Below are 25645 nucleotides of genomic sequence, written 5' to 3' on the forward strand. Positions count from 1 at the left end.
TATTGCGTAACCCTATAACGTATGCAATAGCGGTAGGCAACATCGCCGAACGGACAATCCCATGCTTCATTCCGCCCGTCAGGGTAACGATATACTGGTTTCCCTTGCCAATGCCGGCGTGCAGCGCAATGGCCGCTGGCTGGTGCGCGGCGTGGAGTTTTCTGTCAGCAAGGGCGAGATCGTCACGCTGATCGGCCCGAACGGTTCGGGCAAATCCACCAGCGCAAAAATGGCGATCGGTGTGGTGAAACCAACCGAGGGTGACGTGTCGCGCGTTGCCGGCCTGCGCGTCGGTTATGTGCCGCAGAAGCTTTCCGTGGACTGGACCATGCCGCTTTCGGTGCGCCGTCTGATGACGCTGACCGGGCCGCTGCCCGCGCGCGAAATCGATGCGGCATTGAATGCGACTGGCATTGCGCACCTTGCCAATGCGGAAGTGCAGCATCTGTCCGGCGGCGAGTTCCAGCGCGCGCTTCTGGCCCGCGCCATCGCCCGCAAGCCCGATCTGCTGGTGCTTGACGAACCCGTACAGGGCGTCGATTTTTCCGGCGAGATCGCGCTCTACGACCTGATAAAAAACATCAGAAATTCAAGTAATTGCGGAATTTTGTTAATCTCGCATGACCTGCATGTGGTGATGGCGGAAACCGATACCGTGATCTGCCTGAACGGCCATGTCTGCTGCCGGGGAACGCCGCAGGCGGTGAGCCAGAGCCCGGAATATATGCGGCTGTTCGGCGGGTCTGCCGCCAAGGCACTTGCCGTCTATAGCCACCATCACGACCACACCCATCTGCCCGATGGTCGGGTGCAGCACGCGGATGGTTCGGTGACGGATCATTGCCATCCTGATGATGGCCACCACCACGCTCATGATCATGACCACCATCATGATGACCATGGCGAATGCGGTTGCGGCCATGAACATGAGCATGGGAACCATGCGCCCTCCAAACACGCGCAGGGAGAACGGCATGTTTGACGACTTCTTCGTTCGCGCCATGGTCGCCGGTATTGGCGTTGCTCTTACCGCCGGGCCTCTCGGCTGTTTCGTCGTCTGGCGACGTATGGCCTATTTCGGGGATACGATGGCCCATTCGGCGCTGCTTGGTGTGGCGCTCTCGCTGCTGTTGCAGCTCAACCTCATCGTCAGCGTTTTTCTGGTGGCATCCGCTGTTTCGATCCTGCTGATTTTTCTCCAGCGGCGGCAGGCGCTGTCGTCCGATGCATTGCTTGGCATCCTGTCCCATTCGGCGCTGGCCATTGGTCTCGTCATTGTCGCCTTCATGAGCTGGGTGCGTATCGATCTCGTGTCGTTCCTGTTCGGTGATATTCTCGCTGTCACCCGCAGCGATATCGCGCTGATCTGGGGTGGCGGGCTGGTGGTCATGGTTTCCATGGTCTTCCTGTGGCGGTCGCTGCTCGCCTCCACCGTCAATACCGAACTGGCCGAAGCCGAAGGGCTGAACCCGGAGCGGGCGAAGCTCATCTTCACGCTGCTGATGGCGCTGGTGATCGCGATTGCGATGAAGGTGGTCGGCATCATGCTCATCACCTCGCTGCTGATCATACCGGCCGCCACCGCCAGACGTTTTTCCGCCACGCCGGAGGTGATGGCAGTGGTCGCTTCGCTGATCGGTGCCATTGCCGTTATCGGTGGCCTGTTCGGCTCGCTGACCTATGATACGCCGTCCGGCCCCTCCATCGTGGTTGCCGCCGTGATCCTGTTCGTTATAAGCCTGTTGCCGGCGCCGGGTTCTTCCCGCTCCGCGGATGAAGGAGGCAAGTCATGAATGCTCAACCCCAGCAGAACCTTACCAAGAACCAGTCGCTGGTCATGAATGCCCTTTCAAACGCGCATCAGCCGCTCAGCGCCTATATGATCCTCGACAAGCTGCGGGACGACGGTTTCCGCGCGCCGCTGCAGGTTTACCGGGCGCTGGAAAAGCTGGTGGAGTTTGGTCTCGTGCACCGGCTGGAAAGCCTCAACGCCTTCGTTGCCTGCACGCATACACAGGCCGAATGCTGCTCAAATCATCATGGAACGGTGGCGTTTGCCATCTGCGAATCCTGCGGGCAGGTGACGGAATTCCACGATCACGAGATCGACCACCGCCTTGAGCGCTGGGTGAAGGACAGCAAGTTCAAGGCGGAAAAGACCACCATCGAGATTCGCGGTCTCTGCGCTAACTGCGCGTCATAGGCATCGTTTGCGGGGCGGGCATCGCTGCCCGCGTTGCTCATCCTTCGACAATCGCCAGATCTTTCGAAAAACGCTTCCAGTTCTCGATGTATTTTTCCGCAGAACGACGCAGGCCGGCGACGGCTTCGTCATCCAGCGTGCGGATGGCCCGCGCCGGCGATCCGACGATCAGTGAATTATCCGGAAATTCCTTGCCCTCCGTCACCAGCGCATTGGCGCCGACGAGGCAGTTGCGGCCGATCTTTGCTCCGTTCAGGATCGTCGCGCCCATGCCGATGAGTGAATTGTCGCCGATGCTGCAGCCATGCACTATGGCGTGGTGGCCGATGGTGCACATTTCGCCGATGGTCGCGGCAAAGCCGGGATCGCTGTGCACCATCGCCCCTTCCTGAATATTGGTGCCACGCCCGATACTGATCGGCTCATTATCGCCGCGCAATGTCGCTCCGAACCAGATGCCGACATCTTCGCCGAGCGTCACCGAGCCGATGACATTGGCATCAGGCGCGACCCAGTAACGATCCGCTGCTGGGGTCTGCGGCACCCGGTCGGCGAGGCGGTAAAGCGGCATTCGGTTTCTCCCTCTGGATTATGCGCCGGCAGCGATCAGGCGACCGTGACCGACAGTGTGCCGACACCATCGACGCCACACTCGATTCTGTCACCGCGCACGATCGGGCCGACGCCGGCCGGCGTGCCGGTCATGATCACGTCGCCAGCGGCAAGCGTGAAGAGCTTCGAAAGCTCGGCGATCACTTCCGGCACCTTCCAGATCATCTGCGCGAGATCGCCCGTCTGCTTGCGCTCACCATTGACATCAAGCCAGATCGCGCCAGTGGTGGGATGGCCTATCTGGTCCGCGGGAACAATTGGCGAAACCGGTGCGGAATATTCGAACGCCTTGGCGCCTTCCCAGGAGCGGCCCGTCTTCTTCAGCCCGTCCTGCAGGTCGCGGCGGGTCATGTCGATACCGACGGCATAACCCCAGACATGGTTCAGGGCCTCGGTTGCCGGAATATCTGCGCCGCCGCTTTTCAGCACCACGACGCATTCAACTTCGTAATGCACGTTCGAGGACAGGGGCGGATAGGGGAAATCATTGCCGGCGGGCAGCAGGTTGTCCGGGTTTTTCTGGAAATAGAAGGGCGGTTCGCGCGAGGGATCGTGGCCCATCTCGATGGCGTGATCGGCATAATTACGACCGACGCAATAGACCCGCCGCACGGGGAACATGTCGCCCGTGCCTTCAACGGGCAGGAGGACGGGTTTCGGGGCGGGGATGACGGTGGCGGCCATGGGAATTTCCTGTCGTCTCTTTAAGGTGCAATTCTTGTCCCGCGATTCCGGGCTGATTTCCAGTTGAAAATGCTGTCGAGGGCAAAACTGGCTTTTTACAGTCCTTTGCTGTAGAAGCCGGCGCAAAGAGGTTAATCCATGTACAGAAAAGCGCTTGCAAACGGCGAAAAAATCTTCGCCGTGGCCCCCATGATCGATTGGACGGACACGAGGTGCAGGTTTCTGCACCGGCAGTTGTCGAAGCGCGCCTTGCTGTTTACCGAAATGATCGTTGCCGACGCCATCATCCATGGCCAGCGTGACAGGCTGCTCGGTTACCATCCACAGGAACATCCCGTTGCGCTGCAGCTTGGCGGATCCGACCCGGCCAAGCTTGCCGAGGCGGTGCGGATTGCCGGCGATTACCGGTATGACGAGATTAATCTCAATGTCGGTTGCCCATCGGACCGGGTGCAATCCGGCACCTTCGGCGCCTGCCTGATGCGCGAGCCTGATGTCGTGGCGCAGTGCGTTTCGGCGATGAAGGCGGTTGCGACTGTGCCGGTGACTGTCAAGTGCCGCATCGGGGTGGATGACCAGGAACCGGAAACCGTGTTGCCGGATTTTCTGGGGCGTGTTGTCGCGGCCGGTGCGGATGCCGTGTGGATCCATGCGCGGAAAGCCTGGCTGCAAGGCCTTTCACCGAAGGAGAACCGCGAGGTGCCGCCGCTCGATTATGAGCTCGTCTATCGCATGAAGCGGGAAAATCCTGACGTCTTCGTCGGCATCAACGGCGGCATCGCCGATCTTGATCAGGCTTGTGACCATCTGCAGCATATGGATGGCGTCATGCTCGGCCGCGCCGCTTATCATAACACATCCATTCTCGCCGATGTCGATCACCGCATCTACGGTGGCGAGGCCCGGCAACCTGACTGGATGGGGTTGCGCGACACGATGATGGCCTATGCCGCCGGCTATATTGGCGAGGGTGGACGTCTCAACCACGTCACCCGTCATATGGTCGGTTTGTTTCAGGGCATGCCGGGGGCGCGCCGTTTCCGGCAAATTCTCTCCAGCGATGCCACCCGTCCGGGGGCAGGGCCCGAGGTGATCGAGGCGGCTTTCGCCGCGGTCGATTTCAACCCGACGAAGGAACTGGCGGGCTGAGGGCCGGAAACGGCCTTCCTGCGATTTTTATGCCGCCGGCGACAAGGATGTTGCGAAGAGTTTCGCAGTCTCCATCGGGAAATCGCTTAGAGCATTCCCAATAAAAGTGCGTAGCGGTTTCACGTCCGGAAAATGCGGAAAAACGAAAGGCTGGAGCAGGTCCGGCAACTCCGTTTAGACCGACACGACGACTTGCCGGGTGACGCTGCGACATCCGGTGTTCAGCGTCACCGCATCACTCAGACAGCCTTTTGCAATTCCTGCGCACCGTTGGGTGCATTGACCTTGCCGCCGGTGATGAAGAAGGCGAAAACGTCGCGCGGCGTCTTTTCCGCTTTCCGGTCGGGTGCGATCAGCGGTAGATCGTCCGGCACGCCGCCTGCCGCATAGGTCTTGACCCGTTCTGCCCAATGGCCGATCTCCGCCTTCGGGTAACAGGTTGCGATGTCGTCTTCGCCCTTTTGCAGGCGGCAATAGACGAAGTCGGCCGTAACGTCAGGCAGCATCGGATAATCGTGGTGATCAGCGCAGACGACTGCGACCTTGTGCCTGGCAAGAAGATCGATGAATTCCGGCACCTGAAATGTCGGGTTGCGCACTTCGACCACATGGCGAAGACGGATACCATCCTGTTTCTCCGGCAGGAGCGCCAGAAAGGCGCCGAAATCATCCGCGTCGAATTTTTTGGTCGGTGCGAATTGCCATAGGATCGGCCCGAGATGGGACCCGAGTTCCGTCAACCCTTGCGTCAAAAACTTCGTCATGGATTCGCCGGCCTCGGCCAGAATCCTGCGGTTGGTGACGAAACGGCTGGCCTTCAGGGAAAAGATGAAATCATCAGGCACTTCTGACGCCCATTTGGCGAAAGTCTCGGGCTTCTGGCTGCTGTAATAGGTGCCATTCACCTCGATTGCCGTCAATTGCCGGCTGGCATGTTCGAGCTGGCGTCTCTTTGGCAGTTTTTCCGGATAAAACGTGCCCTCCCATGGCTCGAATGTCCAGCCGCCGATACCGGTGCGGATCGTGCCTGATGTCGACATATGCTGTTCCTCCCAAATCCATGCGATATAAACGTCGTAGCTGCGTCATCTGAAATCCCCGGACCAGGCCCGAAGATGCTTTTTTCGCGACTATGGATCCTCGCCTCAGGGGCGAGGATGACCGGGGCAAGCGCAGAGCCATCCGGTAATATCCGGAGACTACTCCGCAGCCTCGCGTTTGCCGGGCGGCCGGCGTTCCAGAAGTTCCTTCAGGAAATGACCGGTGTAGGAGCGTTCGACCTTGACGATGTCTTCCGGTGTGCCGGTTGCCACCACTTCGCCGCCGCCCGTGCCGCCTTCCGGGCCGATGTCGATGATCCAGTCGGCCGTCTTGATGACTTCGAGGTTGTGTTCGATCACCACGACGGAATTGCCCTGGTCCACCAGCGCCTGCAGCATTTCCAGCAACTTGTTGACGTCATGGAAGTGAAGGCCGGTCGTTGGTTCGTCGAGAATGTAAAGCGTGCGGCCCGTCGAGCGTTTCGACAGTTCCTTGGCGAGCTTGACGCGTTGCGCCTCGCCGCCGGATAGCGTGTTGGCCTGCTGGCCGACCTTGATGTAACCGAGGCCGACATCGAACAAAGCCTGCAGCTTGTCGCGCACCGCCGGCACGGCGGCGAAGAATTCCACGCCTTCCTCCACCGTCATATCCAGCACGTCGGCGATGGACTTGCCCTTGAAGGTGACATCGAGCGTCTCGCGATTATAGCGCTTGCCGTGGCAGACGTCGCAGGTGACGTAGACGTCGGGCAGGAAGTGCATTTCGATCTTGATGACGCCATCGCCCTGGCAGGCTTCGCAGCGGCCACCCTTGACGTTGAAGGAGAAACGGCCGGGCGCATAACCGCGCGCCTTTGCTTCCGGCAGGCCGGCGAACCAGTCGCGGATCGGTGTGAAGGCGCCGGTATAGGTGGCAGGGTTGGAGCGCGGCGTGCGGCCAATCGGCGACTGGTCGATATCGATTACCTTGTCGATGAATTCGAAACCGTCGATGCGATCATGTTCAGCCGGGATTTCGCGTGCACCCATCACCCGACGTGCTGCTGATTTATAAAGCGTCTCGATCAGGAAGGTGGACTTGCCGCCACCTGAAACGCCGGTAACCGCTGTGAAAACGCCAAGCGGGATCGCCGCCGTGACATTCTGGAGATTATTGCCGCGTGCGCCATAGACCTTGATCTCGCGGCCCTTTTTGGGCTTCCGGCGCTCTGTCGGCACGGCGACGCCGAGTTCGCCGGAGAGATACTTGCCGGTCAGCGATTTCGGATTGGCCATCACGTCCTGCGGCGTGCCTTCGGCGATCACCTGACCGCCGTGAATGCCGGCGGCCGGGCCGATATCGACCACATAATCCGCCGTCAGAATGGCGTCCTCGTCATGTTCGACAACGATGACAGTATTGCCGATATCGCGCAGGTGTTTCAGCGTCTCGAGCAGGCGGGCATTATCACGCTGATGCAGGCCAATCGATGGCTCGTCCAGAACGTAGAGAACGCCCGTCAGGCCTGAGCCGATCTGCGACGCGAGGCGAATGCGCTGGCTTTCGCCGCCGGACAGCGTACCGGAGTTACGCGACAGGCTGAGATAATCCAGTCCGACATCATTCAGGAAGCGCAGGCGTTCGCGGATTTCCTTGAGAATGCGGACCGCAATCTCGTTCTGCTTGGCGTTGAGATTTTCCGGCAGCACCTCGAACCAGTCGCGTGCCTTGCGGATCGACATCTGGGTGACTTCGCCGATATGCAGCTTGTTGATCTTGACGGCGAGCGCTTCAGGTTTCAGGCGATAACCGGCGCAGGCCGGGCAGGGTGCTGCCGACATATAACGCTCGATTTCCTCGCGCGCCCAGGCGCTGTCGGTCTCTTTCCAGCGGCGCTCCAGATTGGGAACGATGCCTTCGAAATTTTTCACCGTCTTGTAGGAGCGGGCGCCGTCCTGATAGTTGAATTCGATCTTGTCATCGGTGCCCTGAAGGATGGCGTGCTGCGCTTCCCTGGAAAGCTCCGACCATTTGCTGGACAGTTTAAAACCGAAGGCCTTGCCGAGCGCTTCCAGCGTCTGGTTGTAATAGGGAGAAGACGACTTGGCCCATGGGGCGATGGCGCCGTCGCGCAGCGTGCGGGCAGGTTCCGGAACGATCAGGTTCTCATCCACCTTCTGCTGCGAGCCAAGGCCATCGCAGCTGGGGCAGGCGCCGAAGGGATTGTTGAAGGAGAACAGCCGCGGCTCGATTTCCGGAATGGTGAAGCCGGAGACGGGGCAGGCGAATTTTTCCGAAAACAGCACACGCTCATGGGTTTCGTTGAGCGACTTGTTGGCGGAGCCGCCGGCGGCCGTTTCTTCCGGCGGCAGAGGCTTGTCGGCGAATTCGGCGATAGCCAGCCCGTCGGCGAGCTTGAGGCAGGTCTCGAGACTGTCGGCAAGGCGTGCTGCCATATCCGGGCGCACCACCGCGCGGTCGACCACCACGTCGATGTCGTGTTTGTATTTTTTATCGAGCGCGGGCACATCGGCGATTTCGTAGAACTGGCCATCCACCTTGACGCGCTGGAAGCCCTTCTTCATCAGCTCGGCAAGTTCCTTCTTATATTCGCCTTTGCGGCCACGCACGATCGGCGCAAGAATATAAAGACGCGTGCCTTCCTCGAAAGCGAGGATGCGGTCCACCATCTGGCTGATGGTCTGGCTCTCGATCGGCAGGCCCGTGGCCGGCGAATAGGGCACGCCGACACGCGCGAACAGAAGGCGCATATAGTCGTAGATTTCCGTGACGGTGCCCACCGTGGAACGCGGGTTCTTCGAGGTGGTCTTCTGCTCGATGGAAATGGCCGGCGACAGACCGTCGATACGGTCGACATCCGGCTTCTGCATCATTTCCAGAAACTGGCGCGCGTAAGCCGAAAGGCTTTCGACATAACGGCGCTGGCCCTCGGCGTAGATCGTGTCGAAGGCAAGCGACGACTTGCCCGACCCGGAAAGCCCGGTCATGACAATCAGCTTGTTGCGCGGCAGATCGAGGTCGATACCCTTGAGATTATGCTCACGGGCACCACGGATGGAAATCGTCTTCAGTTCACTCATGACAAGGCTCGTGGCAAGGCTCGGACAAAAATAACAGGCTTGATGGCGGCGCGTCCTTATGTAGTGACGCAGCCGGAGGTGTCGAGGTCTATTCCCTATCGGTCGGAGCTTTTCAGCCCACTTGACTCGAATTTCGCGATTAAATAGAACAAAAAAGGAACAAATAGCAAGTGCGAATATCCGCTGTTCGAAGCTCTGGATTATTCGTTGTGGATAGTTCCACGCTTGCGGTGCCCTTTGCGGGCCGCGATGGTTATTGTGTGCGGGATTTTTTTGAAATGCAATTGCCGGTCATGATGGCCGGCGGACAGGATGACGAGATGGCTGGTAGCGTAAACAAGGTAATTCTGATCGGGAATGTCGGCGCGGATCCCGAAATCCGCCGGACGCAGGATGGCCGCCCCATCGCCAACCTGCGTATCGCCACCTCGGAAACCTGGCGCGACCGCAATAGCGGCGAGCGCAAGGAAAAGACCGAATGGCACACGGTCGTGGTTTTCAACGAGGGCCTGTGCAAGGTCGTCGAGCAATATGTCAAGAAGGGCGCCAAGCTCTATATTGAAGGTCAGCTGCAGACGCGCAAGTGGCAGGACCAGACCGGTAACGACCGCTACTCCACCGAAATCGTGTTGCAGGGCTTCAACTCCACGCTGACCATGCTTGATGGTCGCGGTGAGGGCGGCGGCGGCCGTAGCGGCGGCGGTGATTTTGGCGGTGGCGGAGACTACGGCAGCAGCGGTGGCGGTTCCAGCTCCGGTTATGGCGGCGGATACGACCAGCAGTCTTCGTCACGCGGCGGCTCTTCGCGTGGCGGCGGTCAGCCTTCCGGCGGCTTCTCCAACGATATGGACGACGATATTCCGTTCTGAGTGGACGGCGCATGAGGTGATGCGTGACAGGAGGCAGGCATGAGTGATGATACGGCACCGAAACAGCCGACCACAAAACAACCGGCCACCTGGCGCATCATTCTCGCTTTTTTCCTCGATTTCTGGACGGCGTTTTTCGCCGCCGGGTTTCTCGTCGCAGCGGTCGCAGGCGGGCGCACACCACATGGTTTTGCCCTGAACGGCCTGCCCGCCTTTATCGCCTTGGCGCTGATCATCGCCTATTTCATCGTGCTCGGCCGGTTTTTCGGCGGCACGCTGTGGCAGCGGCTTTTGAAGGCGAAACGTTAGCCAAACGGCTTTGCCGGTTTCTGCGGGAGCCGGTTATTTCGATGTCGCGGCGGCTAAGCCGCGACTTTGTCGGCCAGCATCGCCACCATGACGTCGGATTGTGAGACAATCCCCACCATCTTGCCATTGGCGTCGATCACCGGCAGGTAATGCAGCCCTTCTTCCGCAAAACGGATGATGGCTTCTTCGATCGAGGTTTCCGGTCGCACGGTTCTGACCGGCGATGTCATGATGTCCTTGACGGTATCGTTGGGAGCACTTGCGCCGGAAAGAATGAGGCGCAGCCGCTGCAGAAAACCGATGGAGGGGCGGCCGTTTCTCCAGCTCGCCTTTTCCAGAAAATCCGTCTGGGTGACGATGCCGAGGATTTCGGCTTTATCGTTGGTGACGGGCAGCGCCTTGAAATGGTGGCTGTGCATCAGCGCATGGGCATGGCGCAGGCTATCGTCGGGGGCAACGCCAACCACATCGCGCGACATGACGCTGGCGCAATCGAGATGCAGCGCGCGGCGGCGATAGGAGCGCAGCTCGGTCTTGCGCAGGATGGTCTCCAGTTCCTCCCGGTCGATATCGAGGACTTCGTCATATTCCTTCAGCACCTCATCGAGGTCAGTGGAGGAGAAACCGATTTTCTGGATGGGGGTCGGATCCGTTGTGCCGTGGGCGGCCTTTCCGAGCTTCAGGCCATGCGGATAGGCGCGGCCGGTGGCATTGTTATAGGCAAGTGCCAGCGCAAGAAGGATCAGTGAATTTCCGGCGACTGGCCACAGAAGGAAACCATATCCGAGACTGTGCACGGCGGGGCCGCCGAGGACGGCCGTCAGCGCCACCGCGCCGCTTGGCGGGTGCAGGCAGCGCAGCGCCATCATGGCGGCGATGGCAAGGCTGATGGCGAGAGCGCTGGCGAGGAATGGGTCCGGAACCAGCAACGCGACCGTGACACCCACGAAAGCCGATACCAGATTGCCGCACAGGATGGACCAGGGCTGCGCCAGCGGGCTGGAGGGCACGGCGAATAACAGCACGGCCGAAGCGCCCATCGGCGCGATCATGGCGGGCAGGGTAGGGTCGAAGCGCAGAGCGAGACTGCCCAGAAGTCCTGTCAGGAGAATGCCCACGAAGGCGCCGGTCGCGGAACGCAGCCTTTCCCTGTTGCTGACGGGTGCGGCATCCGGGATGAGGCGACGCAGCGTGGAACGCATGAAGAAAACTTTCGAATCCGAAAAAGATGCGCGTCTTTTAACCGAAACGGTGGCCGGATTTAAAGGATGGATTTTTTACAGTTTCAGCTGGATCAGGAATTTGTTGCGAGATATCGCGGCCGGCTGCTTCTCAGAATCCGAAGGCTGATTTTATGCCATCGACCACGAATTGCACCGAAAGGGCGGCAAGCAGCACGCCAAGCAGCCGGGTGAGGATCGCCCGGCCGGTATTGCCGAGAAAGCGGTCCATCCGCTCCGAAACGATCAAAGCCGCGTAGACAAGGGCCATGGCGAAAGCGAGGATCAGGATGAGCACGACCATTTCGATGGTGGTCTTCATCGTGCCGGCGAGAAGTACGGTGGCGGAAATGGCGCCCGGCCCGGCAATCAGCGGCAAAGCCAGCGGAAAGACCGCCAGATTGTGCAGATGGTCCTTGGTGATGGCGATCTCCGATGTCTTTTCCTTGCGCTCCTGACGCTTTTCGAAAATCATCTCGAAGGAAATCCAGAATAGCAGAAGGCCGCCGGCGATGCGGAATGCGCCGAGCGAAATGCCGAGCAGGTTGAGGATGGTGAGGCCGAACAGGGCGAAGACGGCGAGAATGCCGAAAGCGATCAGCGAGCCGCGCAGGGCAACCTGACTGCGCTGGCTACGCGTCATCCCAGCGGTCAGTGCAAGGAACACGGGCGCAAGACCGGGCGGATCGAGCGTGACCAAAAGTGTGGTGAGCGCGTTGATGAGCGTTTCGCTGCTGGCCATTCTTTCCCCGCTTATTGCCTTTTTGTGCGCGAGCCTACGCAAGTCGCGGCTGCTTTGAAAGGGAGCGGCGGTGCTTTTGTCGGGCTAAATCGCGAAAAGCGGTGTTCGTCTTGCAAATGACGCAAAAGACTGTTCAAAACTCGCCGGGAAATTGGCTTAACGTGGCTGTTTCCGCTATAAAAATCCATCCGATTCTTAACAGAGAATGTGATCCGTTTTGACTGACCAGAGCCCCCCCGGCGGCGGAAAACTTCCGCCAGGCATTGAACCGATTTCCATCATGGAGGAAATGCAGCGGTCCTATCTCGATTACGCCATGAGCGTCATCGTGTCCCGCGCGCTTCCCGATGTCCGTGATGGTCTGAAGCCGGTTCACCGCCGTATTCTTTACGGCATGTCCGAACTCGGCATCGACTGGAACAAAAAATACGTCAAATGCGCCCGCGTCACCGGTGACGTGATGGGTAAATTCCATCCGCACGGCAATTCGGCGATCTATGATGCGCTGGCGCGTATGGCGCAGGACTGGTCGCTCCGCCTGCCGCTGATTGACGGTCAGGGCAATTTCGGCTCCATCGATGGCGATCCGCCGGCGGCTGAACGTTATACCGAATGCCGTCTTGAAAAGGCCGCGCATTCGCTGCTCGACGATCTCGACAAGGAAACCGTCGATTTCCGCGATAACTATGATGGCACGTTGCAGGAACCGGTCGTTATTCCGGCGAAGTTCCCGAACCTGCTGGTCAATGGGGCAGGTGGCATTGCGGTGGGTATGGCCACCAATATTCCGCCGCACAATCTGTCCGAGGTCATTGACGGCTGTATCGCGCTGATCGAGAACCCGGCGATCGAGCTGCCCGAGCTGATGCAGATCATTCCCGGCCCGGATTTCCCGACCGGCGCGCTGATCATGGGCCGCTCCGGCATACGCTCGGCTTACGAGACGGGTCGCGGATCGGTCATCATGCGCGGCCGCGCCACCATCGAGCCGATGCGTGGCGACCGCGAGCAGATCATCATCACCGAAGTTCCCTATCAGGTGAACAAGGCCTCGATGATCGAGAAGATGGCCGAACTGGTCAAGGAAAAGCGCATCGAGGGCATTTCCGACCTGCGTGACGAATCCGACCGCCAGGGTTATCGCGTCGTCGTCGAGCTGAAGCGCGACGCCAATGCCGACGTCATCCTGAACCAGATTTATCGCTATACACCGCTGCAGACCTCATTTGGCTGCAACATGGTGGCGCTGAACGGCGGCAAGCCGGAACAGATGACGCTGCTCGACATGCTGCGCGCCTTCGTCGCGTTCCGCGAGGATGTCGTCAGCCGCCGCACCAAGTACCTGCTGCGCAAGGCGCGCGACCGCGCGCATGTGTTGGTGGGTCTGGCGATTGCCGTTGCCAATATCGACGAAGTCATCCGCGTCATCCGTCACGCTCCCGATCCGGCTTCGGCCCGCGAGGAGTTGATGACGCGGCGCTGGCCGGCGCGGGATGTGGAAAGCCTGATCCTGCTCATCGACGATCCACGCCACCGCATCAATGAAGACGGCACCTACAATCTGTCCGAAGAGCAGGCGCGTGCCATTCTCGAATTGCGCCTTGCCCGTCTGACGGCGCTGGGTCGCGATGAAATCGGCGACGAGCTGAACAAGATCGGCGCGGAAATCAGCGAATATCTCGACATTCTGTCGTCGCGTCTGCGCATCATGCAGATCGTTACGGACGAACTCATCGCCATCCGTGATGAGTTCGGCACGCCGCGCCGGTCCGAGATCGTCGAGGGCGGTCCCGATATGGACGATGAAGACCTCATCGCCCGGGAAGACATGGTCGTTACCGTTTCGCATCTTGGCTATATCAAGCGCGTGCCGCTCACCACCTACCGGGCGCAGCGTCGTGGCGGCAAGGGTCGTTCCGGCATGGCGACGCGCGACGAGGATTTCGTCAATCGTCTCTTTGTTGCGAACACCCATACGCCGGTGCTGTTCTTCTCTTCGCGCGGCATCGTCTACAAGGAAAAGGTCTGGCGCCTGCCCATCGGTACGCCGCAGTCCAAGGGCAAGGCCCTCATCAACATGCTGCCGCTGGAACCCGGCGAACGCATCACCACCATCATGCCGTTGCCCGAGGATGAAACGACCTGGGAAACGCTTGACGTGATGTTCTCGACGACGCGCGGCACGGTTCGCCGTAACAAGCTCGGCGATTTCGTTCAGGTCAACCGCAACGGCAAGATCGCCATGAAGCTCGACGAAGAGGGTGACGAAATCCTCTCAGTCGAAACCTGTACGGATCGGGACGACGTGCTTCTGACCACGGCTCTCGGCCAGTGCATCCGCTTCCCCGTGGACGATGTGCGCGTCTTTGCCGGCCGCAACTCGGTCGGTGTGCGTGGCATCAATATGGCAGATGGCGACCGCATCATTTCCATGACCATTGTCGGCCATGTGGAAGCTGAACCGTGGGAGCGTGCAGCCTATCTGAAGCGCTCGGCGGCCGAACGGCGCGCCGCAGGCGTCGATGAAGACGACATCGCGCTCGTTGGTGAGGAAGTGACGGAAGAGGGCGAACTCAGCGAAGAGCGCTATCAGGAGCTGAAGGCGCGCGAAGAATTCGTGCTGACGGTGTCCGTGAAGGGCTACGGCAAGCGCTCGTCCTCTTATGACTTCCGCACATCGGGCCGTGGCGGCAAGGGTATCCGCGCCACCGATACCTCGAAGACGGCGGAGATCGGCGAACTCGTCGCAGCTTTCCCCGTGGACGAAGGCGACCAGATCATGCTGGTTTCCGATGGCGGCCAGCTTATCCGTGTGCCTGTCAACGGCATCCGCATCGCAAGCCGCGCCACCAAGGGCGTGACGATCTTCTCCACCGCAAAGGATGAGAAGGTGGTTTCCGTGGAGCGCATCAACGAGCCGGAAGGCGACGACGAGGCGGAAAACGGCAATGGCGACGAGGCGGAAGACAATCTGCCGGATACGCCTGAGACACCGGAGAGCGAGGCGTAAGCCGCCTCGTTTCTCTCTCGTCAATCAACAGAAAACCCCGCGGCGCTCAGGCACCGCGGGGTTTTTCTTTGGGTCTTATCTGGCTGGTTCGGTTCGTTATCGAATTCGGATATGGATCGGCGCACGTCCGGAACGGCGGGCCACGTGAAGGTGGATGCTTGCTTCCGGCTGGTTGGCGCGCCAGGCGCGGGCGCCATGCGACAGGAGCAGGCTGACCAGATCGCGCGTCTTTGCCTTGGAGCGGTTGAGACCGAGATCGGCGATCCGCATCGCTGCCTCATGAATGGGATGCAGAACCGACAGACTGCTTTGCCCGTTGCCAGACGCAATGTCCGAATAATTCTCGTTAACTGCCATCTTGGAAAGCCTCGCTACACATTACACAATTCGAGGAGACAGGCGATGTTTCGACAATGAACACCGCCTGCGGAAACATCGGTTACTGGAGTGACGCCCAGCAGCTGACGCCTTTCTTTTTCAATGCATTGCATGCATTTACCGCGGCGTTCTGGCCATCAAAGCCGCCGAAACGGGCGCGGTAGATCTGGGAGCCGTCCTTGCTGAAGGCGACCGTGAAGGGTTTTGCGGAACGCAGGGCCGCACCACCTTTTTCCTGCGCGTTCTGCAACAGGCCGCGGGCGGAGTTTTCATCCGGCGATGCGCCGATCTGGATCACCCAGCCACCCTGAGGTGCGGCAGCTATAGCCGAAGGGGCAGGGGCGACGGAAGCGGTGACGATATTATCCACCTTGGTCGAGTTGGTGATCATGCTGCGATCAGGAGCGACCGGCGCGCGAACAACCGGATCCTTGCCCTTCTGCCAGGTAGCGGCTTCCATGGCCTTGACGGCGGCATTGGAAGAGGAGCCTGCAAAGGCGGTGACCGGTGCTTCTTCATAACGAGCTTGCGGCACAGGGCCGGCATTGGGCAGGCCGGCATTGGTAGCCGCGACCGCAACGGAAGGAACAGCTGCCGCCACGGCGACGGGCTCTTCGACGGGCGCGGACCGTGTCTGGGCGATCAGGTTGCTGTTGCCGCCACGCGATGCCTGCGGCAGATAGGTCGCGACAAGCTTACGCATGGTCGCGTCACGGGCGGCGCTGGAGCGACCGCCGAGAACGACGGCAACGATGGAACGGCCATCGATTTGCGCCGAAGTGGCAAGATTGCTGCCTGCTGCGCGGGTATAGCCGGTCTTGATGCCATCCACGCCCTTAACGGTTCCGACAAGACGATTATGGTTGCCGATAACCTGCTTGCCAAAATTGAAGGTGCGGGTGGAGAAGTAACCGTAATATTGCGGATAATGCTGGCGAAGGGCGATGCCGAGACGGGCCTGATCGCGCGCCGTCGTCATCTGCGCCGTGTTGGGCAGGCCGTTGGCGTTGCGGTAGGTCGTGCGGGTCATGCCGAGCGCACGGGCCTTGGCGGTCATCATTCTGGCGAAACGGTCTTCCGAGCCGCCGAGATATTCACCGAGCGCTGTCGCCATGTCGTTGGCAGAGCGAGTGACAAGAGCGAGAATGGCCTGCTCGACCGTGATGGCGCCGCCGGCGCGCACGCCGAGTTTGGATGGCGGCTCCTTGGCGGCATTGGCCGAGACGGGCACCTTGGAATCAAGCGAGATGCGTCCGGAATTAAGCGCCTCGAACGTCAGATAAAGCGTCATCATCTTTGTCAGAGAGGCGGGATAACGCAAACCGTCCGGATCCTCGCCGTAGAGAACCTTGCCGGTCTTGGCGTCGATGACGATGCCCGCATATTTCGGTTCCGCCTGCGCGGTGCCCACGGATGTTGCGGTTATGAACGCCGCAGCAAGGGTCATCGCCAGAAACCTTACAAAAGACGTCGCACCCGCTTTGCGCGAATGTACCCCAGATACATTTTTCAACACTGCTGAACTCTTCAATCGCATATTTCTGTTCCGCTCGGACACGCCCCGCCCGATAGCTCCGGGGAGAAACTTTATCGGGATGGCGTTACCAAGTGGTTTATGAAAGGTATCCACCCTCCATAAAATGCGACTTTTCGCACGCAATCTGTGCCATGTCGTTTCACGGATTTCCGTCTTTTGCGAGGCGCTGCTCGACATAATGTTTCACATCGGTGTCGAGTTTTTGCCATTGCGGCAGCAGGCCGGAGGAGAAACGGTAAAAAAGACTGAGATCCTGCCCGACGTGGATATCCCTCTGGCAGTCGCTGCCCGTGGCTTTCTGCGGTGTTTGCGGCAGAAGGCAGCGCACAACGTAGTCGCCTTCACTTTCGCGCCGTCCGGTCAGGATAACTTCCTTGCCGTAACCGGAATCGGCGCGCAGGCGGTGCAGCAACAATCCGTGCTTCAGCGGTACAGGGTCTCCTTCCGTCAACCGCGCATAGATCGGCCCGAAACGGCCGGACATGTCCTGTGACATGGTGCTTTGCGACAGCTGAATATAAACCAGCCCCGTCGCCTGGGCCGGATCGTCGAACATGGCGCGATTCTCTTCCTCATATCCGTTGAGGCCGGGCCAGGTCAGATAAAGATCGATTCGCTCCTGCTCGCCGCCCTCACGACCGGAGGGCAGGCGCAGCGTGTTTTTCGCGAGATTGAGCCGGTCGTTGCCGATTGTTACCTGCACCTCGTCGGTCGCCGTCGTGTGGCCCGCCTTCAGGATACGTTCGCCATACCATTTGACACCGATATTAAGTGCGATGACTAAAATGAGAAGAATTCCGGCGATGATGGCGGCGCGACGTATCAGCGACGAGGAAAGCAGGGGTGTTCCGTTCTGCATGGGCTTCCAGATTCGTTCTTGTCGCGGGGGCGATTTCCGGGCCGGAAATTGGCTGACAAAGCTTTAACCTGCGGCGATCGCCATTGAAATGCTGTTTTGCCGCTGCTACCTGATAGGGCGCAAGCAAAGGACGGCATATGGCAGCGCGCGACAGATATTCCCGGAAACTCGAATGTTCCAAATGTGGTCATCAGGGTTTTGCCGAAGTGTCGGAATCAGATGAAAAGAGCCGCGCCGATGTCGATTTTCGCGTCGATGAAATGCCGCGGGGGTTTCGCACCGAACGCGCCTCGGGTGATCCGACCGATTTCATGATTCGCTGCGGCCAGTGCGGCAACATATTTCGTTTCCTGCAAAAAACCGCCTATGCGCCCGGAGGCGAACCGCGCGTGAAGGCCTGAACGGGAGGTGCCGGATGACCATGCCGCAACAACCGAACGGGGCGCCGCCAAGGCGCAAACCAATCTGGCCGTGGATCGTGCTTTTGGTGCTGACGCTCTGCGCCATCTACTCCTATAATCGCGCCAACGAAATCCTTGCCGAATTGTCTGACACGTTGCCGCCAGCGGTGCTGAACCTGTTCGAGGATATTCTTCGGGGTGGCGGACAACACGGTGATCGCGGCCCCGGCATCGGGGTCTGAATAATCAAACGGCCAATAGTATATTGACCACAAGCCGGCCCCTCGCAGACAGACGTTTTTTAGAGGCGCACTAAAGAAAAAAAGCCCCGCAAACGGGCGGGGCAGGTTGATCGCTCGGGGAAAGTTGGGCAATGCCCGGGAGCGATGTGACTATATAAGCGACAATATTGCTGACGCGATAGGCCACTTCCGTCCCAAACAGTACGCCGGCGCATAAAATTTGCTCAAGTGAGGAGGATTTGAGGCGATGAACTCGCTAAATCTGTCAGGCAACTTGACAGCAAGTTGCCCTATTCTTTCCCTTGCCTCGAATTGCACATATTTGCTCCTAACATAAAGAGACATGAGCAGACGCATGGATAAATCCGGAATCTTCTTCGTGGCGCTTTTGCTGGTGCTTGTCGCAATCGTTCTCAGCCTGACGCTGTTTGATTCGTCCCAACAGGTTCCCACGGTTCCTGCGGGCGAAGGGTCTCTGCTGCCGCCGGCGACAACACCTGGACAGTGACTGGACAGTGACCGGATATATGCAGGCGGGCGGACGGCAACGGCTTGCGACTGCCGGGATTGACGGCCATTTTCAAACCGCTATAAAGCCTCACCACCGAAGGATGGGTGTCCGAGTGGTTTAAGGAACCGGTCTTGAAAACCGGCGTGCGTGAGAGCGTACCGTGGGTTCGAATCCCACCCCATCTGCCATTCAGCTCAAAAATGACCATTTAAAAAACGCGGAACGATTACCGATCCGGGCCACGTCGTTTGGTCAGGGCTGCGTTGATATTACCCACAACGACGAAACCCGCCTTTCGGCGGGCTCCAGATTTCACATTTGATCAGATTTCGGGGCAACCCCGTTCGTTGGCGAAGGTGATGCGATCCGACCCTCGGCGGGTGAAGCCTTGAACGACGACGCGGCCGGGGGTGACGCGCACGACTTCAGGATCTCGCAGGCCAGCCTCACGGGCGGCGGCGCGAGCTTCGCGTTCGCTGCAGCCGCGCATACGGGGCGGACCACGGCGGTCAACGTCTCGGTCGCGATCTCGATCGCGGATGACCGGGCGCACGCCGTCCGGACCGATCCTTAATTCCATGTCCTGCGCTCCTGCCGGGATCGGCGCGGCGATGGATACCAAGGCGATGCCAAGCGCCAGACCTGTAGCTTTTATTGACTTGATCATGGTTTCCTCCCTCAGCCGAAAAACCGGCGGAAGCTTGTTTGTTTGCGGGGAAGAAACGCGGCCACACTGCCTTTGTTCCGTTATTTCGAATGTGGGAGAAGGCGCGGACGAGCGTCAACAGTCGATTTCAAGCGCCCAAAAGAGATAAATCATTAACCACGTTCATTACAATTTTATCGAATTTGCAGAAGTCGTTCGCATTTTCGCCACGTTATGCACAAGATTAAGCGACTGTTAGGTGCTTCGATGGCAGGGGCAATTCATCGAGGCAAGTGAGGGTGCGGTTCTCCGAGCCAATAGCAGCGTGGGGCAGACGATTTGAATTCTACGGTCAAGAAACTCGGCATCAGCACCAGATCGGGTGCGAAGTGGCTTGCAATTTCCGTGCTTTGCGCTGCGACAGCGTCGTGTTCCACCACGACCGAGACCAAGCCTAAGCCCAAGCGCAGCAAGGAATATTTCTCTGAATCGGAATATGGCGTCAAAGCCAGCCCGCGCGTTGCCGATGGCAAGAGCATTCCCAAGGGCGGCGGGCGAGAGCTGATCGGTAATGCCTATACCGTCAAGGGCCGTCGTTATTTTCCGAAAGAAGAGCCGGGTTATAACAAGACCGGTCTTGCCTCCTGGTACGGTTCCGCCTTCCATGGCCGCCTGACGGCGAATGGTGAGGTGTACGACAAAGAACATCTTTCTGCCGCACATCCGACATTTCCCCTGCCGAGCTATGCGCGCATCACCAACACGGAAAATGGCGCGTCGGTTCTGGTGCGCGTCAACGATCGCGGACCTTTCCACGAAGGCCGCCTGATCGACGTTTCCAGCAAGACGGCCGATCTTCTCGACATGAAGGCGACGGGTACGGCGAATGTGCGGGTGCAATATGCCGGCCGTGCCCCGCTTGACGGTCACGACATGCCCTATCTGATGGCGTCCTATATTCCGAAGGGCTCGCGCTCGCCGGGTGTTGCGCCGGAAGGGCAGATCGCAACGGGCGTGATGGTGGCTTCGGCCTCTCCGAACTTCGTGCCGGCTCCTGCCTCCAATCCGAATTATAGCGGTTCGACGCAGACGGCGCTGGTCGGTTCCAGGAAGAATGCGGCCCTGCAGGCCATGCCGCTGGTCAATGGTCCCGCGCCAGCGTTCGAACAATTTGCGATCCTGCCGGAAATCGGTCCGTTCCTGGCTGAACGACCGGAAGGAAACTTCATGCGTGAGCCGGCGGCGCCCGGCGGCAATTATCTGCGCGTGCCGACACCATCGTCCAAATATGCGGCGGCTTATTCGCAAGAATCTGCTACGGTTTCCCAGACCGCACGTGCCTTCGACAGCGTGCTGGTCGATCGTGGCGCGCTCAACGAGCAATCGATACTCGCCCATGTGAAGCGTCAGCAGGCGAAGTCGCGCTGACGGATTGAAGGGTAGGGCTGCATCCGTTTCGTTTCGGGCGGCCGGTTTCGGCAGGCAGGACTGGGCGGTTTCATGCGCAAGGCCATTTATCGCTCCTATTGTTCGGTGGTCGTCGCGGCCGGGCTTGCATTTTTAAGCGCAGATGCGGCGCAATCGCAGACTGCGCCCTTCATCGCCAAGGCTGAACAGGCCTATATGATCGATGCCGAAACCGGCACCGTGCTTCTTTCGCAAAATGAAGATCAGTCGTTTCCGCCGGCGTCGCTTGCAAAGCTGATGACGGTGGAAGTGGTGCTGGATGCGCTTTCCAAGGCGCAGGTGACGCCGGAGACCGCTTATCCCGTCTCTGAATATGCCTGGCGCACGGGCGGCGCGCCGTCACGAACCTCGACCATGTTCGCGGCGCTGAAATCTTCCGTCGGTATCAACGATCTCCTGACCGGCATCATCGTGCAGAACGCCAATGACGGCTGCATCATCGTCGCCGAAGGCATGGCGGGTTCGGACCCCGCATTTGCCAAGCGCATGACGGTGAGAGCGGGCGAACTCGGCATGGGCCGCAGCAGGTTTGCCAATTCCACCGGGCTTCCTGATCCGGGCAACCAGACGACCGCCAGGGATATGGTGCGTCTTGCCCAGCATCTGCATGATACCTATCCGGATCGCTATGGGCTTTTCACCAAGCCGGATTTCGAATGGAACCGGATATTCCAGCGCAACAAAAACACACTGCTTGGGAACGGCATAGATGGGCTCGGGCTTGGCTTTGCGGAAGGCAGCGGCTTTGCGGCCGTGGTTTCGGCAGAGCGGGAGGGACGGCGGGTCTATCTGGCGCTATCGGGCATAACAGACGACAAAACGCGGCAGGAAGAAGCCCGCCGCGTGGTCGATTGGGGCCTCACAGCTTTCGAAAAGCGCCATCTTTTCAGCAAGGATGAAGTGGTGGGTTCGGTCAGCGTCTATGGTGGCGATGCCTCCTATGTCGATCTCTCGCCAAAGGAAGATGTCAGCGTGCTGGTGCCGGTCAACAATCCGGAGCGAATTTCCGGACGGATTGTCTATCGCTGGCCGTTGAATGCACCTCTGGACGTTGGCGCCAATGCGGGAACGCTCAAGGTCTTTTCGGGCGAGCGGCTGCTGCGCGAAGTGCCGCTTTATACCAAGGGTTCGGTCGGCAAGGGCTCGCTGACCCAGAATGCGGCGGGTGCGTTGAAGGAACTGCTGCTGTTCTGGCTCTGAAAATCCGCGCCTTGCGCCACCTTGCTCCTATGCTTTTGTTCAGGCACCTCATTTTCTGAAAAGCGCTTCACACTTTTTGGTTCGATGCTGTAAACAGGCATTTCAATATTTCCGGGAATTCCTCGCAGGACGTGACATTGGCCGAAAAGACTGGACTGTTCATCAGCTTCGAAGGCGGCGAGGGTGCCGGCAAGTCGACGCAGATTCGCACACTTGCCGAGGCGCTTCGTGGTCGCGGCTTCGAGGTGGTCGTGACGCGCGAGCCGGGCGGCTCGCCGGGTGCGGAGGCCGTTCGGCATGTTCTGTTGTCAGGCGCGGCGGAATCCTTCGGTGTGCGCATGGAGGCGATCCTGTTTGCGGCGGCGCGCAACGACCATGTCGAAGAGATCATTCGCCCGGCGCTTGCGCGTGGCGAGATCGTGCTCTGCGACCGCTTTCTTGATTCCTCCCGTGTTTATCAGGGCACGACCGGCAATCTGGAACCGGATTTCATCGAGACGCTGCAACGCATTGCGATCGATGGCGTTGTGCCGGAACTGACGCTGATCTTCGATATCGCCGCCGAAAAGGGGCTGGCGCGCGCCAGAAAACGGGCGGATGAGGGGGCTGCGCCCGACCGGTTCGAAAAGGAAGAAATCGAGACCCACGAGAAGCGACGGGAAGCCTATCTCGATATAGCGCTTGCCGAGCCGCGTCGCTGCCGTATCGTCAATGCCGACCAGCCGGAGGAGAAGGTGGCGGAGGACGTGATGTCCTTTGTCGAGCCCTTGCTCGAGCAACTGGGGACGGCAGTGGGCGCGGCGCATGAGTGAGGTTCAGGGCGTTCTCGACGGCGCGATTGCGCCGCAGCAGAACACGAAGCTTTTCGGGCATGAGGAAGTCGAAGCGTTCCTCGCGCAATCCTATCGCTCCGGCAAGGGCCATCATGCCATTCTCATCGAAGGGCCGGAAGGGATAGGCAAGGCGACGCTCGCCTTCCGTTTCGCCAATCACGTCCTCACCCACCCAGATCCGTCTTCGGCCCCGGATGTCCTTGCCGATCCCGATCCGCAGTCGCTCGTCAGCCGGCAGATCACGGCCGGGGCATCGCACAACCTGTTGCATCTGACGCGTCCGGTGGATGAAAAAACCGGCCGCGTGAAATCCGCCATCACCGTGGATGAGGTGCGGCGGGCAGGGCATTTCTTTTCGCAAACCTCGGGCACCGGCAACTGGCGCATCGTCATCATCGATCCGGCTGATGATCTCAACCGCAATGCCGCGAATGCGATCCTGAAAATACTGGAGGAGCCGCCGAAGCGGGCGATGTTCCTCGTCCTGTCGCATGCGCCGGGCAAGTTGCTGCCGACCATCCGCTCCCGCTGCATGCCGCTTCGTCTGCTACCGCTTTCAGATGCGGATATGGTGCAATCACTCGATCATCTCGGCATCGGCTCCGCCGGCGAAAAGCGTGACGCCTTGATTGCGGCCTCGAAGGGCAGCGTGGCACAGGCGCTCAAGCTCACGAATTATGGCGGCTCCGACATTGTCGAGGCATTTGCCGAGGTGATGTCTGCGGAAGGGCCGGGAGCACGCAAGAAGATGCACAAGCTTGCTGAGGTTCTGGCGCAGAAGGATGGCGATATCGTCCTCGGCTTCTTCATGGAGCATGTGACGGAAGAGCTGATGGAGCGGGCCCGGGCGGCGGCGATGGCGGGCGACATCGCGGCGGCGGAAAGACATGCGCGGCTTTCCTCGATGCTTGCGGAGCGGATCAGCGTGGCGCAGGCCTATAATCTCGACAAGAAGCAGATGGTGCTTTCCATTCTGGAAGATATTCGCGGCGTCTGAAGGCGCGGGGATCGTACAAATCGTACTCTTCGCTTTCGCTGCTGCGAACAATGGTTTAAGAGCGGTCTATCCAAAAAAACAGCCTGTAAAGTCGATAGACCGTCATGACAGACAAGACACCATTCTACATCACCACCGCGATCTCCTATCCCAACGGCAAGCCGCATATCGGCCATGCCTATGAGCTGATTGCGACGGACGCCATGGCACGTTTCCAGCGCCTGGATGGAATGGATGTGTTCTTCCTGACCGGCACCGACGAACACGGCCAGAAGATGCAGCAGACGGCGCGGGCGGAAGGCATTTCGCCGGAAGAGCTGGCGCAGCGCAATTCCGACCAGTTCCGCGCAATGGGCAAGCTGCTCAACGCCTCGAATGACGATTTCATCCGCACCACGGAAGAGCGCCACCATGAGACCTCGCGCAATATCTGGAACCTGATGGCCGATAGCGGCGACATCTACAAGGACAGCTATGCCGGCTGGTATTCCGTGCGCGACGAGGCCTATTACGGCGAGGACGAAACGGAAGTACGCGCCGACGGCGTGCGTTATGGGCCGCAGGGCACACCGGTGGAATGGGTGGAGGAGGAAAGCTACTTCTTCAAGCTCTCCGAATACCAGGACAAGCTGCTGAAGCTCTACGAGGAAAACCCTGAATTCATCGGCCCGGCGGAGCGGCGCAACGAGATCATCTCCTTCGTCAAATCCGGTCTGAAGGACCTGTCGATTTCCCGCACCACCTTCGATTGGGGCATCAAGGTTCCGAACGATCCGAAGCATGTCATGTATGTCTGGGTCGATGCCTTGACCAACTACATCACCGCCACGGGTTACATCGAAGACAGGAACGGCCCGCGCGCCAAATATTGGCCCGCCGACGTGCATATCATCGGCAAGGACATCATCCGCTTCCATGCGGTCTACTGGCCTGCCTTCCTGATGAGCGCGAAGCTGCCGTTGCCCAAGCGGGTCTATGCGCATGGCTTCCTGCTCAACAAGGGCGAGAAGATGTCGAAGTCGCTCGGCAATGTCGTCGATCCCGCCAATCTGGTTGCTCACTTCGGCCTGGATCAGGTGCGGTATTTCTTCCTGCGCGAAGTTTCCTTCGGCCAGGACGGCAGCTACAGCGAAGAGGGCATCGCCACCCGCATCAATGCCGATCTCGCCAACGGCATCGGCAATCTCGCCAGCCGTTCGCTGTCTATGATCGTCAAGAATTGTGACGGCCAGATTCCGGCACCCGGCGAATTCACCGATGAAGACAAGGCGATGCTGGCTTCGGCTGACGGGCTGCTGGCGGTCTGCCGCGAGGAGATGGGCAAGCAGCTGCTTCACCGTGCACTTGCGGCCATCATCGCCGTCGTTTCGGAGACCGACCGTTACTTCGCATCGCAGGAGCCATGGGCGCTGAAGAAGACTGATCCCGAGCGCATGGGCACCGTGCTCTACGTCACGGCGGAAGTGGTGCGCCAGATCGGCATCCTTCTGCAGCCCTTCATGCCGGAATCCTGCGACAAGTTGCTCGATCTCGTGGCAGCTGCCGCTGACAAACGCGATTTCGCAGCGCTCGGCGAGGCCGGTCGTCTGGTTCCAGGCACGCCGCTCGAAGCTCCGAAGCCGGTCTTCCCGCGTTACGTTGCGCCGGAAGCGTGA

At 59.6% G+C, this 25645-nt stretch carries 26 protein-coding genes and 1 tRNA gene; 17 read left to right on the forward strand and 10 right to left on the reverse strand.

The features are described from left to right. Positions 1 to 61 precede the first annotated feature (61 nt). The 3 genes from znuC to zur are packed head-to-tail and all read left to right on the forward strand — an operon-like array spanning position 62 to position 2203. On the forward strand, positions 62 to 982 hold the full coding sequence (znuC, locus tag ACQZ5F_RS05805) for a zinc ABC transporter ATP-binding protein ZnuC (protein ID WP_137084242.1): 921 nt from the start codon (positions 62 to 64) through the stop codon (positions 980 to 982). Then, positions 975 to 1793 carry a zinc ABC transporter permease subunit ZnuB gene (gene znuB / locus ACQZ5F_RS05810; RefSeq protein WP_448731066.1) on the forward strand — a complete coding sequence of 273 codons (819 nt, stop codon included), beginning with the start codon at positions 975 to 977 and terminating at the stop codon, positions 1791 to 1793. The genes znuC and znuB overlap by 8 nt, the downstream gene beginning before the upstream one ends. After that, complete coding sequence (zur, locus tag ACQZ5F_RS05815; RefSeq protein WP_046800138.1) at positions 1790 to 2203, forward strand: zinc uptake transcriptional repressor Zur; 414 nt, start codon at positions 1790 to 1792, stop codon at positions 2201 to 2203. The genes znuB and zur overlap by 4 nt, the downstream gene beginning before the upstream one ends. A gap of 37 nt (positions 2204 to 2240) precedes the next feature. Here the strand turns inward: zur and ACQZ5F_RS05820 are convergent, their stop codons facing one another. Further along, positions 2241 to 2774, reverse strand: a complete 534-nt coding sequence (locus ACQZ5F_RS05820; protein ID WP_046800139.1) for a gamma carbonic anhydrase family protein — start codon at positions 2772 to 2774, stop codon at positions 2241 to 2243. Between the two features lie 35 nt (positions 2775 to 2809). Next, positions 2810 to 3499, reverse strand: coding sequence for a fumarylacetoacetate hydrolase family protein (locus ACQZ5F_RS05825; protein WP_448731067.1), 690 nt, complete (start codon positions 3497 to 3499; stop codon positions 2810 to 2812). A gap of 138 nt (positions 3500 to 3637) precedes the next feature. Between ACQZ5F_RS05825 and dusA the strand changes: the two genes are divergently transcribed. Then, entirely contained in the window at positions 3638 to 4648 is a 1011-nt protein-coding gene (gene dusA, locus ACQZ5F_RS05830; protein ID WP_225339827.1) for a tRNA dihydrouridine(20/20a) synthase DusA, read from the forward strand. A 239-nt stretch (positions 4649 to 4887) separates the two neighbouring features. Here the strand turns inward: dusA and ACQZ5F_RS05835 are convergent, their stop codons facing one another. Continuing rightward, positions 4888 to 5688 carry a DUF72 domain-containing protein gene (locus ACQZ5F_RS05835; protein WP_225339828.1) on the reverse strand — a complete coding sequence of 267 codons (801 nt, stop codon included), beginning with the start codon at positions 5686 to 5688 and terminating at the stop codon, positions 4888 to 4890. 159 nt (positions 5689 to 5847) lie between these two features. After that, positions 5848 to 8769: an excinuclease ABC subunit UvrA gene (gene uvrA, locus ACQZ5F_RS05840; RefSeq protein ID WP_225339829.1), complete on the reverse strand. Its 2922-nt coding sequence runs from the start codon at positions 8767 to 8769 to the stop codon at positions 5848 to 5850. A 278-nt stretch (positions 8770 to 9047) separates the two neighbouring features. Here uvrA and ACQZ5F_RS05845 point away from each other — a divergent pair, with 278 nt between their 5' ends. After that, a complete protein-coding gene (locus tag ACQZ5F_RS05845) occupies positions 9048 to 9638 on the forward strand; it encodes a single-stranded DNA-binding protein (RefSeq protein ID WP_175414554.1) in 591 nt (196 codons plus the stop codon). Between the two features lie 39 nt (positions 9639 to 9677). Next, a complete protein-coding gene (locus ACQZ5F_RS05850; protein WP_225339830.1) occupies positions 9678 to 9947 on the forward strand; it encodes a hypothetical protein in 270 nt (89 codons plus the stop codon). A gap of 53 nt (positions 9948 to 10000) precedes the next feature. Here the strand turns inward: ACQZ5F_RS05850 and ACQZ5F_RS05855 are convergent, their stop codons facing one another. Then, positions 10001 to 11149 (reverse strand): CBS domain-containing protein, encoded by a 1149-nt coding sequence (locus tag ACQZ5F_RS05855; protein WP_052818428.1) that lies wholly within the window; start codon positions 11147 to 11149, stop codon positions 10001 to 10003. Here ACQZ5F_RS05855 and ACQZ5F_RS05860 point away from each other — a divergent pair. Next, positions 11139 to 11297 (forward strand): hypothetical protein, encoded by a 159-nt coding sequence (locus ACQZ5F_RS05860; RefSeq protein ID WP_225244405.1) that lies wholly within the window; start codon positions 11139 to 11141, stop codon positions 11295 to 11297. The genes ACQZ5F_RS05855 and ACQZ5F_RS05860 overlap by 11 nt on opposite strands. Here ACQZ5F_RS05860 and ACQZ5F_RS05865 read toward each other — a convergent pair. Beyond that, positions 11280 to 11909 (reverse strand): MarC family protein, encoded by a 630-nt coding sequence (locus ACQZ5F_RS05865; RefSeq protein WP_052818429.1) that lies wholly within the window; start codon positions 11907 to 11909, stop codon positions 11280 to 11282. The two genes, ACQZ5F_RS05860 and ACQZ5F_RS05865, sit on opposite strands and share 18 nt — an antisense overlap. Positions 11910 to 12126: 217 nt before the next feature. On the opposite strand from ACQZ5F_RS05865, the gene gyrA reads away from it, so the two are divergent. After that, entirely contained in the window at positions 12127 to 14919 is a 2793-nt protein-coding gene (gene gyrA / locus ACQZ5F_RS05870) for a DNA gyrase subunit A (RefSeq protein WP_225339831.1), read from the forward strand. A 96-nt stretch (positions 14920 to 15015) separates the two neighbouring features. Here the strand turns inward: gyrA and ACQZ5F_RS05875 are convergent, their stop codons facing one another. The 3 genes from ACQZ5F_RS05875 to ACQZ5F_RS05885 form a co-directional block, all read right to left on the reverse strand. Beyond that, positions 15016 to 15276, reverse strand: a complete 261-nt coding sequence (locus tag ACQZ5F_RS05875) for a hypothetical protein (RefSeq protein ID WP_046800148.1) — start codon at positions 15274 to 15276, stop codon at positions 15016 to 15018. An 82-nt stretch (positions 15277 to 15358) separates the two neighbouring features. Beyond that, positions 15359 to 16834 (reverse strand): SPOR domain-containing protein, encoded by a 1476-nt coding sequence (locus ACQZ5F_RS05880; RefSeq protein WP_225339832.1) that lies wholly within the window; start codon positions 16832 to 16834, stop codon positions 15359 to 15361. Between the two features lie 139 nt (positions 16835 to 16973). Continuing rightward, the gene (locus ACQZ5F_RS05885; protein WP_225339833.1) at positions 16974 to 17693 is read right to left on the reverse strand and encodes a hypothetical protein; all 720 of its coding nucleotides are present in this window, start codon (positions 17691 to 17693) and stop codon (positions 16974 to 16976) included. A gap of 137 nt (positions 17694 to 17830) precedes the next feature. Here ACQZ5F_RS05885 and ACQZ5F_RS05890 point away from each other — a divergent pair, with 137 nt between their 5' ends. From ACQZ5F_RS05890 to ACQZ5F_RS05905, 4 genes are all read left to right on the forward strand, one after another. Then, positions 17831 to 18094 (forward strand): hypothetical protein, encoded by a 264-nt coding sequence (locus ACQZ5F_RS05890; RefSeq protein WP_046800151.1) that lies wholly within the window; start codon positions 17831 to 17833, stop codon positions 18092 to 18094. 14 nt (positions 18095 to 18108) lie between these two features. Further along, positions 18109 to 18336, forward strand: a complete 228-nt coding sequence (locus tag ACQZ5F_RS05895) for a hypothetical protein (RefSeq protein ID WP_225339834.1) — start codon at positions 18109 to 18111, stop codon at positions 18334 to 18336. Between the two features lie 355 nt (positions 18337 to 18691). After that, complete coding sequence (locus tag ACQZ5F_RS05900) at positions 18692 to 18844, forward strand: hypothetical protein (protein WP_175414464.1); 153 nt, start codon at positions 18692 to 18694, stop codon at positions 18842 to 18844. Positions 18845 to 18945: 101 nt separating this feature from the next. After that, positions 18946 to 19035: transfer RNA gene (locus ACQZ5F_RS05905), tRNA-Ser, on the forward strand. 134 nt (positions 19036 to 19169) lie between these two features. On the opposite strand, the gene ACQZ5F_RS05910 is transcribed toward ACQZ5F_RS05905, so the two are convergent. Continuing rightward, positions 19170 to 19514, reverse strand: coding sequence for a hypothetical protein (locus ACQZ5F_RS05910; RefSeq protein ID WP_225339835.1), 345 nt, complete (start codon positions 19512 to 19514; stop codon positions 19170 to 19172). A 318-nt stretch (positions 19515 to 19832) separates the two neighbouring features. Between ACQZ5F_RS05910 and ACQZ5F_RS05915 the strand changes: the two genes are divergently transcribed. The 5 genes from ACQZ5F_RS05915 to metG all read left to right on the forward strand — a co-directional run bounded on the left by ACQZ5F_RS05915 (position 19833) and on the right by metG (position 25645). After that, entirely contained in the window at positions 19833 to 20921 is a 1089-nt protein-coding gene (locus ACQZ5F_RS05915; RefSeq protein ID WP_225339836.1) for a septal ring lytic transglycosylase RlpA family protein, read from the forward strand. Positions 20922 to 20993: 72 nt separating this feature from the next. After that, a complete protein-coding gene (locus ACQZ5F_RS05920; protein ID WP_225339837.1) occupies positions 20994 to 22160 on the forward strand; it encodes a D-alanyl-D-alanine carboxypeptidase family protein in 1167 nt (388 codons plus the stop codon). A 137-nt stretch (positions 22161 to 22297) separates the two neighbouring features. Next, on the forward strand, positions 22298 to 22972 hold the full coding sequence (gene tmk / locus ACQZ5F_RS05925) for a dTMP kinase (RefSeq protein WP_046800156.1): 675 nt from the start codon (positions 22298 to 22300) through the stop codon (positions 22970 to 22972). After that, entirely contained in the window at positions 22965 to 23990 is a 1026-nt protein-coding gene (locus ACQZ5F_RS05930; RefSeq protein WP_052818440.1) for a DNA polymerase III subunit delta', read from the forward strand. Before tmk ends, ACQZ5F_RS05930 begins: the two co-directional genes overlap by 8 nt. A 104-nt stretch (positions 23991 to 24094) precedes the next feature. Further along, the gene (gene metG, locus ACQZ5F_RS05935; protein ID WP_225339838.1) at positions 24095 to 25645 is read left to right on the forward strand and encodes a methionine--tRNA ligase; all 1551 of its coding nucleotides are present in this window, start codon (positions 24095 to 24097) and stop codon (positions 25643 to 25645) included.

It is taken from the genome of Agrobacterium sp. 22-210-1 (genome assembly GCF_053522525.1).

Bases quoted from the DNA above. Each gene is read 5' to 3' on its own strand.
- znuC (WP_137084242.1), top strand. From the start codon at position 62: ATGCTTCATTCCGCCCGTCAGGGTAACGATATACTGGTTTCCCTTGCC.
- znuB (WP_448731066.1), top strand. From the start codon at position 975: ATGTTTGACGACTTCTTCGTTCGCGCCATGGTCGCCGGTATTGGCGTT.
- zur (WP_046800138.1), top strand. From the start codon at position 1,790: ATGAATGCTCAACCCCAGCAGAACCTTACCAAGAACCAGTCGCTGGTC.
- ACQZ5F_RS05820 (WP_046800139.1), bottom strand. From the start codon at position 2,774: ATGCCGCTTTACCGCCTCGCCGACCGGGTGCCGCAGACCCCAGCAGCG.
- ACQZ5F_RS05825 (WP_448731067.1), bottom strand. From the start codon at position 3,499: ATGGCCGCCACCGTCATCCCCGCCCCGAAACCCGTCCTCCTGCCCGTT.
- dusA (WP_225339827.1), top strand. From the start codon at position 3,638: ATGTACAGAAAAGCGCTTGCAAACGGCGAAAAAATCTTCGCCGTGGCC.
- ACQZ5F_RS05835 (WP_225339828.1), bottom strand. From the start codon at position 5,688: ATGTCGACATCAGGCACGATCCGCACCGGTATCGGCGGCTGGACATTC.
- uvrA (WP_225339829.1), bottom strand. From the start codon at position 8,769: ATGAGTGAACTGAAGACGATTTCCATCCGTGGTGCCCGTGAGCATAAT.
- ACQZ5F_RS05845 (WP_175414554.1), top strand. From the start codon at position 9,048: ATGCAATTGCCGGTCATGATGGCCGGCGGACAGGATGACGAGATGGCT.
- ACQZ5F_RS05850 (WP_225339830.1), top strand. From the start codon at position 9,678: ATGAGTGATGATACGGCACCGAAACAGCCGACCACAAAACAACCGGCC.
- ACQZ5F_RS05855 (WP_052818428.1), bottom strand. From the start codon at position 11,149: ATGCGTTCCACGCTGCGTCGCCTCATCCCGGATGCCGCACCCGTCAGC.
- ACQZ5F_RS05865 (WP_052818429.1), bottom strand. From the start codon at position 11,909: ATGGCCAGCAGCGAAACGCTCATCAACGCGCTCACCACACTTTTGGTC.
- ACQZ5F_RS05875 (WP_046800148.1), bottom strand. From the start codon at position 15,276: ATGGCAGTTAACGAGAATTATTCGGACATTGCGTCTGGCAACGGGCAA.
- ACQZ5F_RS05880 (WP_225339832.1), bottom strand. From the start codon at position 16,834: ATGCGATTGAAGAGTTCAGCAGTGTTGAAAAATGTATCTGGGGTACAT.
- ACQZ5F_RS05885 (WP_225339833.1), bottom strand. From the start codon at position 17,693: ATGCAGAACGGAACACCCCTGCTTTCCTCGTCGCTGATACGTCGCGCC.
- ACQZ5F_RS05890 (WP_046800151.1), top strand. From the start codon at position 17,831: ATGGCAGCGCGCGACAGATATTCCCGGAAACTCGAATGTTCCAAATGT.
- ACQZ5F_RS05895 (WP_225339834.1), top strand. From the start codon at position 18,109: ATGACCATGCCGCAACAACCGAACGGGGCGCCGCCAAGGCGCAAACCA.
- ACQZ5F_RS05900 (WP_175414464.1), top strand. From the start codon at position 18,692: ATGGATAAATCCGGAATCTTCTTCGTGGCGCTTTTGCTGGTGCTTGTC.
- ACQZ5F_RS05910 (WP_225339835.1), bottom strand. From the start codon at position 19,514: ATGATCAAGTCAATAAAAGCTACAGGTCTGGCGCTTGGCATCGCCTTG.
- ACQZ5F_RS05920 (WP_225339837.1), top strand. From the start codon at position 20,994: ATGCGCAAGGCCATTTATCGCTCCTATTGTTCGGTGGTCGTCGCGGCC.
- ACQZ5F_RS05930 (WP_052818440.1), top strand. From the start codon at position 22,965: ATGAGTGAGGTTCAGGGCGTTCTCGACGGCGCGATTGCGCCGCAGCAG.
- metG (WP_225339838.1), top strand. From the start codon at position 24,095: ATGACAGACAAGACACCATTCTACATCACCACCGCGATCTCCTATCCC.